The sequence below is a fragment of the Pseudobacter ginsenosidimutans genome, from assembly GCF_007970185.1.
Classification (GTDB): domain Bacteria; phylum Bacteroidota; class Bacteroidia; order Chitinophagales; family Chitinophagaceae; genus Pseudobacter; species Pseudobacter ginsenosidimutans.
In genome coordinates this window covers 5,045,806-5,062,567 of the sequence record NZ_CP042431.1, presented here as the reverse complement: position 1 = coordinate 5,062,567, position 16,762 = coordinate 5,045,806, and the positions used below count along the sequence as shown (strand labels likewise).

The 16,762-nt window shown below is 45.3% G+C and carries 11 protein-coding genes; 4 read left to right on the top strand and 7 right to left on the bottom strand.

Going from position 1 to position 16,762, the window contains the following annotated elements; all coding sequences use genetic code 11:
• The first annotated feature begins 78 nt into the window (after positions 1-78).
• Genes FSB84_RS19895 through FSB84_RS19880 form a run of 4 tightly spaced genes read left to right on the top strand, consistent with a single transcriptional unit; the run spans position 79 to position 6,079 of the window.
• Positions 79-1,005 (top strand): ABC transporter ATP-binding protein, encoded by a 927-nt coding sequence (locus FSB84_RS19895; protein WP_130539637.1) that lies wholly within the window; start codon positions 79-81, stop codon positions 1,003-1,005.
• A 2-nt stretch (positions 1,006-1,007) separates the two neighbouring features.
• Entirely contained in the window at positions 1,008-3,353 is a 2,346-nt protein-coding gene (locus FSB84_RS19890; protein ID WP_130539636.1) for a Gldg family protein, read from the top strand.
• 11 nt (positions 3,354-3,364) lie between these two features.
• On the top strand, positions 3,365-4,708 hold the full coding sequence (locus tag FSB84_RS19885) for a MutS-related protein (protein WP_130539635.1): 1,344 nt from the start codon (positions 3,365-3,367) through the stop codon (positions 4,706-4,708).
• 54 nt (positions 4,709-4,762) lie between these two features.
• Complete coding sequence (locus FSB84_RS19880) at positions 4,763-6,079, top strand: MutS-related protein (protein ID WP_130539634.1); 1,317 nt, start codon at positions 4,763-4,765, stop codon at positions 6,077-6,079.
• Between the two features lie 37 nt (positions 6,080-6,116).
• Here the strand turns inward: FSB84_RS19880 and FSB84_RS19875 are convergent, their stop codons facing one another.
• The 7 genes from FSB84_RS19875 to FSB84_RS19845 are packed head-to-tail and all read right to left on the bottom strand — an operon-like array spanning position 6,117 to position 16,755.
• Positions 6,117-8,432 (bottom strand): ABC transporter permease subunit, encoded by a 2,316-nt coding sequence (locus FSB84_RS19875; RefSeq protein ID WP_130539633.1) that lies wholly within the window; start codon positions 8,430-8,432, stop codon positions 6,117-6,119.
• Positions 8,433-8,470: 38 nt separating this feature from the next.
• Positions 8,471-9,787 (bottom strand): MutS-related protein, encoded by a 1,317-nt coding sequence (locus tag FSB84_RS19870; RefSeq protein ID WP_130539632.1) that lies wholly within the window; start codon positions 9,785-9,787, stop codon positions 8,471-8,473.
• Positions 9,788-9,802: 15 nt separating this feature from the next.
• On the bottom strand, positions 9,803-11,125 hold the full coding sequence (locus FSB84_RS19865) for a MutS-related protein (RefSeq protein ID WP_130539631.1): 1,323 nt from the start codon (positions 11,123-11,125) through the stop codon (positions 9,803-9,805).
• A 37-nt stretch (positions 11,126-11,162) separates the two neighbouring features.
• Positions 11,163-13,475: a Gldg family protein gene (locus FSB84_RS19860; RefSeq protein ID WP_130539630.1), complete on the bottom strand. Its 2,313-nt coding sequence runs from the start codon at positions 13,473-13,475 to the stop codon at positions 11,163-11,165.
• Between the two features lie 22 nt (positions 13,476-13,497).
• Positions 13,498-14,415, bottom strand: a complete 918-nt coding sequence (locus tag FSB84_RS19855; RefSeq protein WP_207234193.1) for an ABC transporter ATP-binding protein — start codon at positions 14,413-14,415, stop codon at positions 13,498-13,500.
• A 36-nt stretch (positions 14,416-14,451) separates the two neighbouring features.
• Complete coding sequence (locus tag FSB84_RS19850; protein ID WP_130539628.1) at positions 14,452-15,243, bottom strand: hypothetical protein; 792 nt, start codon at positions 15,241-15,243, stop codon at positions 14,452-14,454.
• A 54-nt stretch (positions 15,244-15,297) separates the two neighbouring features.
• Entirely contained in the window at positions 15,298-16,755 is a 1,458-nt protein-coding gene (locus FSB84_RS19845) for a RagB/SusD family nutrient uptake outer membrane protein (RefSeq protein WP_130539627.1), read from the bottom strand.
• Positions 16,756-16,762: the final 7 nt, after the last annotated feature.

Genomic DNA, 16,762 nt, shown 5'->3' with positions numbered 1-16,762 from the left:
AAAAATGGGATCGATACAGTTTACTGTACTGATCAGGCCGTACTATGCCTCTCATCTAAATTCAAAAACACTCAATGCATGATCTTAAAAACAGAAAACCTCTCGCACCGTTATGGTAGCAGCTGGGCCATCCGCGATATCAATATCGAGATCGCAACCAATGGCATCATTGGGTTACTGGGCTCCAACGGAGCCGGTAAATCCACTACCATGAATATCATCTGCGGAGCGCTCAACCAAACCGAAGGGAACGTAAGTATCAATGGCGCCGATATCAGGAAAGAACCAGAGCTGGCAAAAAGATCCATCGGCTTTCTGCCACAGACACCGCCGGTATACCTCGATCTGACGGTGGATGAATACCTCACCTATACAGCAGAACTGCGACTGATAGAAGGTAAGAAGATCAAAGAAGCCGTAGATGAAGCAAAGGAAAAAACAGGCATCACACATTTCAGCAAACGACTGATCAAAAACCTTTCCGGCGGCTATCGCCAACGGGTAGGCATATCCCAGGCCATCATCCATAAACCCAAACTGGTAGTGATGGATGAGCCCACCAATGGTCTCGATCCGAATCAGCTGATCGAAGCAAGGAAACTGATCAGGGAGATCGCACAGGAAAGAACAGTATTGCTTTCTTCCCATATCATGTCTGAGATCCACCTGCTCTGCAAGGAAGTGATTATGATCGAATCAGGAAGGATTGTTTTCTCCGACTCGATGGATGCTTTCAACAACTATATGCAACCGCAAAGCGTGCTGGTACGTTTCGCCAATCCGCCGGCCATCACTGAATTGCAGCAGATCCAGGGTATCACCAGGGCGGAATACACTACAGACAAGCAGGTCCGGCTCTTTTTCGACGGAGAAGAAGACATTACTGAAAGGATCATCAGCGCCGGCGTACAAAAAGACTGGCGTATCCGTGAAGTGAATCTCGAAAAAGGTATGCTTGACGATATCTTCAAACAATTATCCACCCAATCCCATCAACAAGTATAGCCATGAAACTGATCTTAAAAATCGCGAGAACGGAACTCCGGAACCTATTCTTCTCACCGGTGGCCTGGTTCCTCACAATCATCTTCCTCGTCATCTGTGCTCTCTTTTACAGCAATTACATTGCAGCAATAGCAAACTGGCAGGACTCCCTGCTACGAACAACCCCTTCCTTCAAGGAATTCCCGATGGGATTGACCAAATCCGTGTTCATGGGAATGGACTCAAATGGCTTTATCGCCAATATATTCTCTAATCTGTATCTCTTCATTCCCCTGCTCACCATGGGACTGATCAACCGGGAGTTCAACAACGGAACAGTAAAACTGCTTTACTCTTCGCCTGTACAGCTCAACCAGATCGTATGGGGAAAATACCTGGCAGTGATGGCCTACAATATGTTGTTGCTGACCATCATGCTGCTCTTCATGATAGTAGGTGCTTTCAGCATCAGGGATATCGATGCAGGGCATTTAACCACCGGCCTGATCACATTCTACCTGATGGTCTGTTCCTATACCGCTATCGGTATGTTCATGAGCAGCATCACCAATTACCAGATCGTTTCTGCCATCGCCACATTCATCCTGCTCTTCCTCCTGCAGCGCATAGGCGGCCTTTGGCAGGAATATGATTTTATCCGCGACCTCACCTATTTCCTCGCTATCAACGGCAGGGCGGAAAGAATGGTTGCCGGCCTGATCACTACCCGCGATATCATGTACTATGCCCTCCTCACCTATATGTTCGTAACCTTCAGCTACCTGAGCTTACGTCATGGAAGAGAAATGGTATCGAGAGGAAAGAAAGCAGTCCGTTACCTGACTGTGTTCCTTTCGGTTATGGTAGTAGGTTATCTCACATCAAGGCCAGGCTATGTAGGTTACTGGGATGGCACCAGGGTGAAAGCCAATACCATCAAGGAACAAACGCAGGGTATCATGAAGACCATGCAGGATGAGCCAATGGAAGTAACGCTCTATACCAACCTGCTGGACCCCGGACAGGGTTTCGGAAGAACCAGACCCAGTGCACGCAATACCTATATCTGGAATTTCTGGGACCAGTTCATCCGTTTCAAGCCCAATATCAAATTCAACTATGTACTTTATTATGATGTGGCGGATGGAGACAGCACCATGTATAAACGTATGCCCGGCATGACACTGGATTCCATAGCACGGGAATATGCCAAGATGTTTGAAACAAATCTCAATTGGTACCTGAAGCCGGCGCAGATCAGGAAACAGATCGATCTGCAGGGTGAAGGGATGCGTTCTGTGATGCACCTGAAATACAAAGGCAAAAGTATTTTCCTCCGCACTTATGAAGATTCAAAATACTGGCCCGATGAAGAGCATGTGGCAGCAGCGTTGAAGAGACTGGCGAACGATACGATACCAAAAGTATATGCGTCCACAGGCAACTTCGAACGCAGCATACACAAATATGGAGAACGCGAATACAACAGCTACTCCATCCAGAAATTAAGCAGGGCTGCCCTCATCAACCACGGCTTTGAATTCGATACGGTGAACCTGAGCAAACAGGATATACCAGCCGATGCAGATGCACTGGTGCTGGCCGATCCCAAAGTAATGCTCAACGATACCATCACAAACCGACTGAAACAATATATCGACAAAGGCGGCAACCTCATGATCCTGGGAGAACCAGGCAAACAACATGTGCTGAACCCGATGATCAAACCAATGGGAGCTGAACTGATGCAAGGCACGATGGTGCAGATCTCGCAGCATGAAACACCGGATAAGATAACGCCATTCGTAACTACGGACCACACCTGGATCTTCAAACAAAAGAATCCTTTCAGCATTATGGTCAGAAAAGGATTGGAGGATGGCGATTCAACCAAGGTGATGCACCCTGGCGTTGCTCCCCTTTCCTATACAGAAAACGGGTTCAAAGTTACCAGACTGATGGTGTCAGGACCTAAAGGATTGGCCTGGGTAAAAGCTGGTCACCTGGTAACTGATTCAGCACCACCGGTACTGGTTGCCAATGAAGGCGATTACAAACTGGATTCGTTCACAGTTGCATTGGCAATGAGCAGGCAGGTAGGTAATAAGGAACAAAAGATAGTCATTGCCGGCGATGCAGACTTTCCTTCCAACCTCAGGATCGGCTCGCAATTCCTTGCCAGTAACTATGCCAGCTGGCTGACCGATGAAGCTTTCCCGATCCATTTGTTCCCCATTCCACCAACGGATACCCTGCTGACCGTTAGCCTCAAAGCAGCAGAAACACAAAAGATCATCCTGGTCTGGATACTACCCGCAGCCATCCTGATCCTCGGCACAGTGATCCTGCTCAGACGTAAACGACAATAATCCATTATAACATGTACCTGTTAACCGACGAACAAACGATCGAGGATCTGCGGATCTTCGGCAAACGAGACAGCCAGGGATTATTCGATCTCTACAATCATTCACATACCCGTGGCGCAGAAGCTGTATTGAAAGAGATGTTCACCAAACCCCTGAGTGATCAGCAGGAGATCAATCGCAGAAGCGATATCATCAAAAATTTCGCGGCCATGAATATGCGCTTTCCATTTGAAGGAGCTTTATTCGATATGGCGGAAAAATACCTGATAGCTGCCGATGAACAGAAAAAACAAGGAACACAACATTCGGTACTCAGTGAAAAAGAGATCAGCAATGGCGTAACGGCACTGATCACACTGGTTCAGCAGATCAAATCTTTCATAGATACAAGGGAGGTCATAGCCATGAAATCCTGGTCAAAGGAAAGGGAGGCGACTGCCTCCCTCCTCCTCGACCCTGCTTTTGAACCGGTAATGCGGGAACAGGGCAAAGCAAAATTGAGCTATGCAGCCATCACGGCTTACGATCTCTTGTTCCGGCATCGTGAAAGGAATAAAATTGAACAACTGCTGGCGCAGATCTATCAGCTGGATGTTTATCTCTCAGTGGCCAGAGTTGCACAGGAAAGGAAATTCGTATTTCCCAAAGCGTTAGAAAAAGGCACAAGCATTCTCCGGCTCAAAGGTGTGTATCACCCGGAGCTGGCGAAGCCCGTGAGTAATAATTTTACCATGGATGCCGCAAATAACGTGGTGTTTCTCACCGGAGCGAATATGGCGGGAAAATCCACCTTCCTGCGATCCGTGAGTACTGCAGTATATGTGGCGCATATCGGCTTTCCGGTAGCGGCAGAAGAAATGGAGTTCTCCGTACTGGATGGCATTTACACTACCATCAACTTACCGGATAATTTAGGGATTGGCGCCAGCCATTTCTATGCGGAGGTATTGCGGGTGAAGAAAGTGGCATCAGAACTGCAGGCCAACAAATCTCTTTTTATCATTTTTGATGAAATGTTCCGCGGCACCAATGTGAAAGATGCGCATGAAGCTACGGTGGAGATCACGATTGCCTTTGCAGCAAAGAGGAATAGCATGTTCATTATCTCCTCCCATATTGTGGAAGCGGGAGAACGTTTACAGCAGATTCCTTCTATTGGATTCCAATACCTGCCTACACGCATGAACGGAAATATTCCCGAATACACCTACACGTTGGAGCGCGGGATCACAGCAGACCGGCATGGTATGATCATCATTCGCAATGAAGGTATCCTGGAAACATTGAAAGATGGCCGTAAACGCGCTGTCAAAAAAATTGTCGGAGTGCCGCAGTCGCTCGCCTCCGGCGAGTGACCACTATTCCGTCGCCTCCAGCGACTGGGCACACGCTGATAAAATTTTACAAAAATGCAATTCAATACAGATAAACAAACAGTGGATGAGCTGAACCTGCTGGGAAAATTCAGGCAGGGATCGGTGTACCATCTTTTCAATGAAGTAAGAACCCGGGGAGGTGAACAATTGCTGGACCAGATGTTCCGCAATCCAATGCTGGATGCGGAAAGCATCAACCAGCGCAGTAAGATCTTCAGGTTCTTTCAGCAATCAAGCCTGGGCTTCTCATTTGATGTGCAGCAACTGAACATCATGCGGGAATACCTGGATGCAGGCACCGGAAAGAGTGCTTTCGCCACAGTCAGCAGTATGCTCACCCAGAAACTGCTCAGCAAGCTTACACGTGATGAGCGGTACAAGAAATCGGTACAGGGATTACAGGCTACCATCGTTACGTTGAACCGCTGCCATGGCATGCTGGAAGTATTGCAGCAATTAAAAAGCCCACTGGCTGACCGTGTGAACCAGCTGCTTCAGTTACTTTCCGATAAGCACCTGGAGAAACTGCGCAACACCGATATCTACAAAGACCTGCCGGTAACCATTCTCGCTCAATACGATCACCTGCTGAAAAGCCGCTTGCCGGAGGAAATGGAAAACCTTCTGCAATTCATTTACGAACTTGACCTGTACATTTCCGTTAGTAATGTAGCCCGGAAGAAAGGATTCACTTATGCAAAGGCTTTGCCGGCTGAGATGAATGTTTTACAGGCATCCAAACTTGCCCATCCCTGCATCGATAAAGCAATCGGTAATGATATCCTGATGCATGAGAACACCAATGTGATCTTCCTCACCGGCGCTAACATGGCAGGGAAATCCACGTTGATGAAATCCATCGGTATAGGAATTTACCTCGCTCATATGGGATTTCCGATTGCTGCAAAATCATTTGAATTTTCTGTGCGCGAAGGAATGTATTCCTCCATCAACGTAGCTGACAATATCGGGCTTGGTTACAGCCATTTCTATGCGGAAGTAGTGCGCGTAAAACAAGCCGCCGATGCGGCCAGCAGTGGAAAAAGATTATTATTGATGTTCGATGAACTATTCAAAGGCACCAATGTGAAAGATGCCTATGATGGAACGCTTGCAGTAACAGAGGCTTTTGCAGAATACCAGGAGTGTTTGTTCATTGTCTCCACCCATATCATCGAAGTAGGCGAAGCATTGAAGGAAACGGAGAATATCCAATTCAGGTTCATGCCTACCATCATGGATGGCGCCAGGCCAAAGTACACGTATATTTTGGAAGAAGGCATCACGGAAGACAGGCAGGGCATGATGATCATCAGGAATGAAGGAATACTGGAGATGCTGAAAAACTAAAAAAAGCAGGAGCAACAACTCCTGCTTTTTACTTAGATTATTTTCTCGATCTTCTGATCACCAATATCAATCCGGTCAGTAATAATATTGCCGGCAGTATATACACATAAACATTCCAGAGCAAATTGCCGGTCTTCCTCCCGATCGTGAGAAACTTATCTGTTTTGAAATGCACGGTTCTGTAAACAGGGTATTCATTATTCATCAACCAGCTATAGAATCCAACGCCGATAGTAAATCCACTGTGATTCTTAAGAGACATAAAGTCTGCATCACCTGCCACAACAATCCTTTGTTCTTTTCCATTGACAGTACGGCTCAGTTTGAGCGCCATCGGATATCCATCTTTCATCACATCGCCTTCAGCATCAGAAAAAGTAGCGAGCGCAGAGTCCAGACCAAGATATCCATTTTCCCGCCACACTTTCTGATTACCTTCAAAAACAGATACAGGCGTTATTGTAAACCCATCGATCTCTTTCCAGGAAAGCTCGGCAGCACTATTGAATAAACCTGCAGCAGAACGCTTCTTTTTGAGAAAGTGTCGTTGCATTTCTTCTTCCCTGGCCATGGCGTTTCCTGCTGTATTGAGCTCATTTCTTACATCAACCGGACTGGTATTGATATTGAAGTTCATTAATACGCCAGGTTCTATGTTCACTCCAATGCGGTTCAGTAGCGGGTTCAGTATTTCCTGCTTGCCCGGTTCAGCATACAATAACGCATTTCCTCCCCGGTTCAGAAAATCCATTACCCTTTCCTGTTCAATTGCACTCAGCGCAGATTTTGGATCTGCTATCACCAGTACATCTGAACCCGGCAACGGAACTTTTTCCATGAGAGAAATGGAATCAACCTTTACTCCGGTATTCACCAGCGCTTTGCCAGCTTCTTTATAAGCTGTATGCATAGCATACTCCCGTTCTCCGTATTTCCAGGGACTTCTTTCGAAATGCCCTGTACTGAATACTATCCGGGGAATGGAGTCTCTTACCAGTTTGCGTATTGCTCCGGCAACATTCATTTGTGTGGGCCAGATATTTCTATTGTCGGTAAAGGTTCTGAGAATTGTTTTCCTTCCTTTGTATTCAAGTTCCATCAATAATTTCGCCGGCTCATCAGACAGATCGATCTTCTTTTCGATTTCCTGCCTGCTTTGGAATAAACTTCTTTTCAATCCATGGGTACGCACCTGCAGATCTACCATCTGCTCTACTGTTCTCCCCGGATACATCTCCTTAAAGAAGGAGTTATCATCCAGTTTGTAATAATACTCGAACCTGAATTTCATATTTGGATAGAAGCGGAGGTAGTTCTCCCAAAATCCCCATAGATACTTATTCCTGTTTTCGGGTAGCCCTTCCCTGACCTTCTTATCCAGGAGATTTGTATATAATGTTACTGTTACGGGAGAGCCATCCAATTCCCTCAATACTGCTTGTGTAGTGGAGTCGATGGTATTATCATTATGCCTTGTAACGTCCCAGTAAGCAACAGCCCCGGGCCTGGAAGTAAAATAACCGGCAAAAAGGATGATGGCAGAGAGTACAGAATAGCGCGTAAATGACACTGTCCATTTTTTGCTTTCCTGCAAGCTCCGCAGTTTGATCATGGTAAAACCGATGAACATGGCAATGATCAAAAGATAGTAACAAACATTTCTGGAAGTGATCAGCCCCAGGATCATAAAATCAACTCTTCCGGACAAAGACAGAAAATAAGTAAGGTCTCTCACCAGGTCATACTGCTGCCCGAATTTATCCGCCATCCCGAGTATGGCAAACACCAGGTAAGTAATGATCCCCGCCATGATCTGGTACTGTGTGAGGCTGGAAATAAACATACCAATGGCCAGGTAGGTATTTGACAGCAGGAAGAAACCCAGTAAAGAAGAGAGATAGATCGGATAATCGGCGTCCTTGATACTCAGGGCGCCTGTAAGTAATAACAATCCGATACTGCACAATAAGATAAAATTAAAGACCAGCAGCCCAAAATACTTGCCCAGTACCAGTTCCCTTACCCGTAGTGGCGAGGAGAACAACAATTTCATCGTACCTGTATTATGTTCCCTGCTGATGGTTCCCATCGTGAGCAAAGGAATGAACAGGTAGAAATAAGACAAAGCATTTCCGATAGATGACATGAATAGCTTCAACGTGAGCCCATCAAAAAATCCTTCAAAGCCGGCACTGTTTTCCATGGAAACTTCCTGGATCCTGGCTAGTTCTTTCAAGCTCGAAACGAATCCCATGCCTGTGATCACAAAAAAAAGAACAATAACAACCCAGGCAATCGGCGAATAGAATAAATGCCTCAACTCAGCCCTGGCTATCTTAAAAATTATTTTCATTACAATTGATTGGTAGATTAAAAAAGAATACCTGTTATTTACGATCCGATCATTTCAAGAATGCCTTCATTCCGGATGATCATCATCCCCTGCCGGTCTATGGTGATACCCTCTTTTAGTTGATAGGTGTAAGCAGGTATTCCCTGCTTCATTATAGTTGGCATAAAACAGAACTGAATATTCTTTTTCTGTTTTAAAGTCTCTCCTACTTCAATGATATGTGTGCTCACTATGAACAAACAATTCCTGTACTGCGCAAAAGCCTCCGTTACTGCAAGCGTTCCATCATAGGCATCTTTCACATTGGTTCCCTTGAATAATTCATCAAACATCAGCAACAGGTGCCTGCCGGTACTGGTGGCTTCCGCCGCATTCTTTACTCTTACCACTTCCGCATAAAAATGGCTGTATCCCAGGCCGATATTATCAGCCACATTGATACTCGAATACAGTCCTTCGCGCACAGAAAACTCCATGCTGGCTGCAGCCACCGGAAATCCAATATGAGCGAGGTAGACACTGATACCGATCGATTTCATCCAGGTAGACTTACCAGCCATATTGGCGCCGGTTAAAAAGATCACATTACTGCCGGGATGCATATTGATCGTATTGCCGATGGCATTTTCAATACAGGGATGCCTGAGCTCAACAGCACGCAGTAGATTGTCTTGCTTGGGCAGCGCTTTCGCATAGTTGAAGCCACGCTCTTTGGCAACAGCAGCCACGGCAATATTTACATCTGTTTCAAAAATGAAATCCAGCACCAATTGCAGCTGTTGGTTCATTTTATTTCGAAGCAGGTAGTCGAATGTTGCGATAGACTGCAGCGAAACCGATTTATAAATATCCGTATCCATCAGCGCTGCCAGTTGGGGTGATTCAAGTAGCTGCCTGATGGCAACAGCGCGCTCTTTGAAGGGCGATTCATGAACAGATAATTCATTGGCAAAAGCATAGGCTCTTTTCAACACAGAGATAGAAGCCTGAATACCCTGGATCAGTATTTTGAACCGTTCGTTCCTCGTTAAGGCTGCCGTCATCTTAAGCAACAGGATATTCAGGTAGCTGGCCGCTTTGCTGCGAGCGGTGGCTGTATCGATATACTCCCGCATAATACTCACCTGACTGCTATCGAAAGGGAATGCAAGATGCTGCTGCTGAAAAAAGCTAAACACAGCAGTACGATGATTGATGATCTTTTCGTCTGTGAGCGGATGCCTGAACAATTCGTCAAGCAATTGTTCTCCTCCCCTGGTTTGCACTTTGTTGAACAGGAAATACACGGAACCCTGCCTGAATTTCCCCATCAGGTTCAACTCTTCAATCGATTGTTTGTCTATGCTAAAACTCATAGTTGTTGTAATTAATCAGTGTGTGCCCAGTCGCTCCCCTTGTAAATCTTTCTTTCCCTTTTCCAGTATTTCTAAAATACCTTCATTACGGATAATGATCATACCGTGCCGGTCATCTGTGATGCCTCGCTCCAGTGTGTAGGTGTAGAGGGGAGTGTTCCCATTCATACGGGTGGGCAGGTAGTGAAAGGCGATATTTTTCTTCATGCTCAACTCATCACCGGCTTCCACGATATGCGATGAAATAATGAACAGGCTGTTTGTTCTGCCGGCAAATGCTTTTGTGATGGCCACAGTTCCTTCATGCGCATCTTTTACATTGGTGCCTCTGAACAATTCATCAAAAAGCACGAAGATCGATTTGCCTGCTTCCAGTTCGGCGGCCACCTTTTTCACACGCAATACTTCTGCATAAAAATGGCTGGCGCCAATGCCCAGGTTATCGGGCAGATTGATGGTGGTATACATACCATCCATCACAGAGAATTCCATTTCCTCCGCAGCCACAGGAAAGCCAATATGCGCCACATAAATAGCTGTGCTTACAGATCGCAGGAAGGTTGATTTTCCCGCCATATTCGCCCCGGTGAGAAACACCACGTTATTTGAGGCATCCATCGAAAAATCATTACTCACCGGCTTTGCCAGTTCAGGGTGATAAACACCTTTAAGCCGCAATATGCTTTTCCCCTTTTCTAACGCTTTGGGAAAAACGAATTTTCGTTCGCGTGCCACTTTAGCAACAGACAGATAAACATCCAGCTGATAGATCTGCGCCAGCAGCTGTTCAATTTTATTTCGTTCCCGAAGCCGGAACAGGAGATCGAAAGCGGTGACAGCTGCATAGGAAACCTTCCCTTTTTGCTGTTCACGCAGTACCGGTTCAAAAGCAGGGTCGAGGAGGAAGGAGGCAATCGCCTCCCTTTCCTTTGACCAGGATTCCATGGCTATGACCTCCTTTGAATTAATGAAAGACTTGATCTGCTGTACCAGTGTGATCAGCGCCGTTACGCCATTGCTGATCTCTTTTTCACTGAGTACCGAATGTTGTGTTCCCTGTTTTTTCTGTTCATCGGCAGCTATCAGGTATTTTTCCGCCATATCGAATAAAGCTCCTTCGAATGGAAAGCAGATATTCATGCCCGCGAAGCTCTTGATGATATCGCTTCTGCGATTGATCTCCTGCTGATCACTCAGGGGTTTGGTGAACATTTCCTTCAATACAGCTTCTGCGCCGCGGGTATGTGAATGATTGTAGAGATCGAATAATCCCTGGCCGTCTCGCTTGCCGAAGATCCGCAGGTCTTCGATCGTTTGATCGTCAGTTTGTAAAAACATGGCAAATTATTTAGTCACTGGTTGCTCAGCAAATTGGCTATTTTCTTTTCCTGCGCACCAGGAGGATGATGGATGTAAGCAGCAATAATACAGGCACGGTATAGAGCAAAATGTATTGGATCATTTTTGCACTGTCATTCTTTATGGTGAACTTGTTATCTCCATCATCTGGTCTGTTTGGGTATAATGGATATTGGTTGTACAGTAGCCAGCTATAAAATGAAAAGCCGGAACCGTTACTGGAAAATCTTTCATTGCTGAACAGGTCCCCATCTCCGGCAACAACGATACGCTGCTCCTTTCCGTTTATGTTTCTGCTAAGTGATATAGCCATTACATACAGATCCTTTCGCAGATCTCCAGCTGCAAACACGGGAGCAGCAGAATCCACCACAAGCTTCCCATTTTTCAGCCATATATTCTCTCCTGATCTTTCCATCAGTATGGTATCGATGCGAAAGGAAGTTGAATCCATTGTTGCGAGAGTAGTAGCACCCACCAACTTAACCCGTTCCTCTACAGGCGTCTTATATTTCCTGGAATGCCAGAAAGCCCATTCATCAGACATGGCTGCTCCCCTGCTGGTAACTTTCGAAGACAGGATATGTGGCATTTCATGTGCATTGGGCGTTACAACAGTACCTTGCTCCAAATAAATACTCAGCGACTTTATCAAGGGATTGAGAATATGCTGTTTGCCAGGTTCACCCAGCAGCATAGCATTACCTCCCTCCTGCAGGTACCTGGTAATCCTCTCCTGTTCTGCTTCACTATATTCAGATTTGGGATCCGCAATCACCAGTAAGTTGATGCCTGCAGGTATTTCGTTGTTCAGAATGGAAATAGTATCCGTATCAAAGCCTGCATTGATACCAGCCGCCCTGTTCCCTTTATCATTCAGGTGAACAAAATAATCCCTGTTATAGCTACCGTATGGATTTCGTTCATAGTTACCGCTTACATAGGCAACGCGAACATCCTCTTTCCTGGTCAACCGCTTTAAAGTACCGGCTACAGACCTTTCATGAGGCCAGATATCGGTTTCACCGAATGTTCTCATAAGTTCCTTCTTACCCTTATAAGAAACTTCCATTACTGTTCCCAGGTCTTCCTGACTCAGATCGATCATTTGCCTCACTTCTTCAGGTGCTCTGAAAATAGAAGTTCTGATATTCAATAATTCACCAAAAACGTCCTTGATCTCCTCGATCGTTTTGCCGGGATACCTGCGGAACAAACTACTGTCGTTCTCCTTTATGTCGTAGTAATAAACATATTCAAAACTGATATTCGGATAGAACCTTTTATACTTTTCCCAGAAACCCCATAAGTATGCATTTCTTGACTGAGGAAGACCTTCTGCAACACCCCTTCCAAATAAATTTGTATAGAGCGTAACCTCCACCGGTGAACCATCCAGCTCTTTCAACACTTCCTGCATTGGCGCCGTGATAGTATTATTCTGGCCCTTTGTAACATCCAGGTATCCGATATATCCTGATCTTGAAGTACAATAGCCCAGCAATGTAACCACCACCAGCAGCCCCGTGTACCGGGCAAAAAGACTTGCTTTTGAAATAGTACTTTGAGTGCTTTTCAACCGGATGACGGTAAAACCCAGGAACAATATGATCAACAGGATAAAGTAAAAAATATCCCTGCTGGTGATCAATCCCATGATCATATTCTCTGCTTTTCCTGCTATGGTAAGTGCAAAAGAGATATCCCTGAAGAAATCATATTGCTGCCACCATGATCCAATGAATGAAAGCAGAAAAAAAGCAGCAAAGGTGAGCACAGCCGCCACAATCTGGTAGTTGGTCAGGGAGGAAAGAAAGATCCCGATCGCAGCATAAGTATTCAGTAAAAGGAAGAGCCCAAGCAACATGGAAAGATGCCATTTGATTTCCGGGAACTGAACAGCAAACCAGGAAGTGGCAAAGAACAATAACAGAGACAAAAGCATCACTGTGTTCAATACCACCAGCGCCAGGAATTTCCCTATCACAATATCAACCGACCTCACCGGCGAAGAATACAGGAGTTTGATAGTTCCATTGCTGATCTCCCTGTTGATAATTCCCATGGTCAGCAAAGGGATGAACAGGTATAATAAATTCATTACCTGCATGCACTGAGCGCTCATCGTTAACCGGGTAATACCCATTGAAAAGCCTGTCCATCCAGGCCTTACTTCCAGTGTAACATCCTGTAACCTTGTGAGTACATCCAAAGAAAGCGTGAACACCGCGGCTATCACTACATAAAAACTTACAATCACCAGCCAGGCGATGGGAGAATAAAAAAGATTCCTCAACTCCGCCCTGGCTATTTTCCAAATAATATTCATAAAGCGCTTTGATTAGGGATGACTAAAAACCGGAAAGCTGTTTGAAAACGTCATCCAGTAATGATTTTTCCAGGCTGATCTCTTTCAGCTTCCAATCCTGTTGCATACTGGCAGCAATGATCGTTTGCGTGATATCGGAAGAACCGGTAAACCAGATCCGGCATTGTTTGTCTGAAAGGAATTCTACTTTGGTTACGTTTTGAATGGATTGTATGGCTGCAGCAGGCGGCGGGCTATCCATCACCGCCAGGATGCTCTTCGGTTGTGCGTAATTGTTAAAAGCATCCATGGTATCTGAAAACACGATCCTTCCTCCTTCGATCATAATAATATCACGGCAGAGCAGGTTGATCTCAGAGAGCACATGGGACGATAATAGTACAGTATGATCGAGCGCAATCTCCCTGATCAGTTTCCTGGCTTCAATCACCTGGTTGGGATCAAGGCCATTGGTAGGCTCATCCATGATCACCAGTTTGGGTTTATGAATGATGGCTTGCGCAATGCCCACTCTTTGCCTGTAACCACCCGAAAGGTTCTTGATCAGCCTTGAACTGAAATGAGAGATACCTGTTTTATCCATCACTTCGGCCACAGCTTTTTTAATAAGCTTCTTATCCATAAAACGCAGATCAGCAGTATAAGTGAGGTATTCACTGACAGTGAAATCTGTATACAATGGCGGGGTCTGCGGCAGAAAACCCAACTGCGTTTTCGCGAGCCTTGGATTATCTTTCTTATTGATCCCGTTGATAATTACATTTCCTTCCGTCTGGTTCAGTACGCCACAAATGATATTCATGGTGGTAGATTTGCCGGCGCCGTTGGAACCGAGCAGGCCAATTACACCATGCTGGCCGATCTCGAAATTGATATCACGGATAGCCCAGGCACTGGAATACCTATGGGAGAGGTTCTCCACTTTTAAAATGGTCGTCATCAATATGTAGGTTAAATTAATTTACAGGTAATAGCGTTATCGGTTAGCCATCATGAAAAGCTTTGGAGCATTGGTTCCTGAAGCTCCCGGTATACCGGCAAAAACAAGTGTGTTGGGCCGGTTGAACCATCCATTGTAAAGATTGGTGTAATCATTGATCCGTTCAGTTGTCAATGAAAAGAGCAAAGAACCGGTACTCTTATCCCTGACTTCAAAAACATAATTGAATACGGTATGGTCGGCAGGAAGCTGAAGGAATCCGCTGTTTTGTTCATATGCCAGATCACTTACCAGAGCCCCCGGATCGTTACCCGCAATATTGAAACTGATATTTGGGAACCCGCTCAGGTTGATGAACCTCACCCATACAAGGCTGTCCTTTTCTTTCACGCCAGGTATCAGGTCTTTCAGCAACAGATGTTTTGCAGCATCTTTTTGGCCATATACAAAGAGAGAATAAGTATCACCTGCTTTCAGATCAAGATCCAGTTTTAATACAGGCTCATCCTTGGGCAATGTATCTGTGGATGCGAACAAAGCCAGTGGTAGTGGAGCCCTGTCAATTTTATAGCGGTAATTGTTTGGCTGAAATTCCTTGTTCCTGATCAGGCTTGCAGTACTGTAATTGAATGGGTGGCTGCCCGAAAAATTCGTGTACAGGTTGATCTGATCATCCAGTGCATTGAATACAGCCAGTGTGCCCGGACTTCCTTCAAAGTTTATTTTTTTGCAGGAAGCAAATACAGTTACAAGAATGAGAGCAATAAGAACAATCGATCTTTCCCGGATAAAGCGGGAAAAGTTCCGTTGGGAATATATGCGGATCATAGATTTCCTTTAAATAATGTCGGTAAATGTTTTTCTGATCTTTTCAGTAAGTGGTTACTGTGTGTATTCAGGGTTTTGCACCAGGTTATTATTGTATTTGATCTCATTCAATGGGATGGGATACAATAACTGGTAATTACCGTACCAGGGCGTTTTATAGGAGATCTGCGACAAAACGGCTGCAGCTTTTCCGGTCCTTTTCAGATCGAACCATCTGTGTCCCCATTCTGCAAACAGTTCTACCTGCCGCTCATGTGCAATGGCTTCTTTTACTTCCCCGGCACTGAGTGTTAGCGGCAGGTTATCTACATCGGCTCTTTGCCTGAGCTCATTCAGATCGGCAATGGCCAGGTCTTTATTGGCATCGGAAAATAACAGCTGTGCTTCTGCCCTGATCAGGTAAAGTTCTGCCAGTCGCATTACTGTATAGTATTCGGTTTGTACTGCATTGAATACGCCATTCCACTGTCCTGTTTTGTACTTCTCAACACTTACATATGCGCCATCCTGTTTGGTCCAGCTGGTTTTTCTTTTGTCGTTTGCTTCAAATGCATTCAACAGGGGTTCTGATAAATAAAAGCTGGGTGGAGTGCCTGAGCCATTGGGAAAATGGTATAGAAGAAAACCTTCCGGCGTAGCATTTTTCAGCGAAGAATTCTCGTTAGTTTGTTTAAGTTGTAAGATGGCTTCGGTGCTGTTCTTCTGAAAAACCTTATTAAGATCAGGTTCAATGGAGAAGAGGTCAGACATGGCAATCACGGCAGATGCACTGGTGATGGCCTGCTGGTATTCTCCTGTATACAGGTACACCCTGGCTAACAGCGCTTCTGCAAACCATTTGGTGACCCTGATCTTTTCTTCTTTTCCTATTTTGAAATTATCTGTCAGAAGGGATCTCGCCTTCACAAGATCTGTTTTGATCTGATCGTATACTTTGGTAACAGGAGCTCTTGAAAGGCTGGCTGTTTTATTGAAATCAGTACTCAGCGGCAATGGAACATCTCCAAAAAAATTAACGAGATAGAAATAAGCAAAAGCGCGTAAAGCGAGTGCTTCTCCCGTGAACTGGTCTCTGGCAGTTTTGCTGAACTCTTCAGAGGAAGAAGCCTGGATGCCTTCAATAACGCCATTGGCATCGTAGATCAGTTTATAGGCGGAAAGCCAGATATTCTGGGTAAATGTATTACCGGCCATCAGCAACCTGTTGCGAAAGAGATCGTCATTTCCAAAACTTCTCACAATATCATCTGCAGAGAAGCCAGCGGCAATCGTACTGGCGCCTGCAGCGAAAGAATTATTGGCTGCATTATTCGGTCTGCCGTCTGTACCATTGACCATCTTTGAATACATTCCTGCGATAGCCCATTCTGCCTGATCATCGTTCTCGAAAATTTCAGAAGTGGTGATAGTGGTTATGGGTGGCGCTATATCGAGATATTTTTTACAGCCGGAAAACAAAACAACACTGCTGCATACCCATATCACCAGGCTAAACAATTTATATTTTTTCATAAAAATC

Bases quoted from the DNA above. Each gene is read 5' to 3' on its own strand.
- FSB84_RS19895 (WP_130539637.1), top strand. From the start codon at position 79: ATGATCTTAAAAACAGAAAACCTCTCGCACCGTTATGGTAGCAGCTGG.
- FSB84_RS19890 (WP_130539636.1), top strand. From the start codon at position 1,008: ATGAAACTGATCTTAAAAATCGCGAGAACGGAACTCCGGAACCTATTC.
- FSB84_RS19885 (WP_130539635.1), top strand. From the start codon at position 3,365: ATGTACCTGTTAACCGACGAACAAACGATCGAGGATCTGCGGATCTTC.
- FSB84_RS19880 (WP_130539634.1), top strand. From the start codon at position 4,763: ATGCAATTCAATACAGATAAACAAACAGTGGATGAGCTGAACCTGCTG.
- FSB84_RS19875 (WP_130539633.1), bottom strand. From the start codon at position 8,432: ATGAAAATAATTTTTAAGATAGCCAGGGCTGAGTTGAGGCATTTATTC.
- FSB84_RS19870 (WP_130539632.1), bottom strand. From the start codon at position 9,787: ATGAGTTTTAGCATAGACAAACAATCGATTGAAGAGTTGAACCTGATG.
- FSB84_RS19865 (WP_130539631.1), bottom strand. From the start codon at position 11,125: ATGTTTTTACAAACTGACGATCAAACGATCGAAGACCTGCGGATCTTC.
- FSB84_RS19860 (WP_130539630.1), bottom strand. From the start codon at position 13,475: ATGAATATTATTTGGAAAATAGCCAGGGCGGAGTTGAGGAATCTTTTT.
- FSB84_RS19855 (WP_207234193.1), bottom strand. From the start codon at position 14,415: ATGACGACCATTTTAAAAGTGGAGAACCTCTCCCATAGGTATTCCAGT.
- FSB84_RS19850 (WP_130539628.1), bottom strand. From the start codon at position 15,243: ATGATCCGCATATATTCCCAACGGAACTTTTCCCGCTTTATCCGGGAA.
- FSB84_RS19845 (WP_130539627.1), bottom strand. From the start codon at position 16,755: ATGAAAAAATATAAATTGTTTAGCCTGGTGATATGGGTATGCAGCAGT.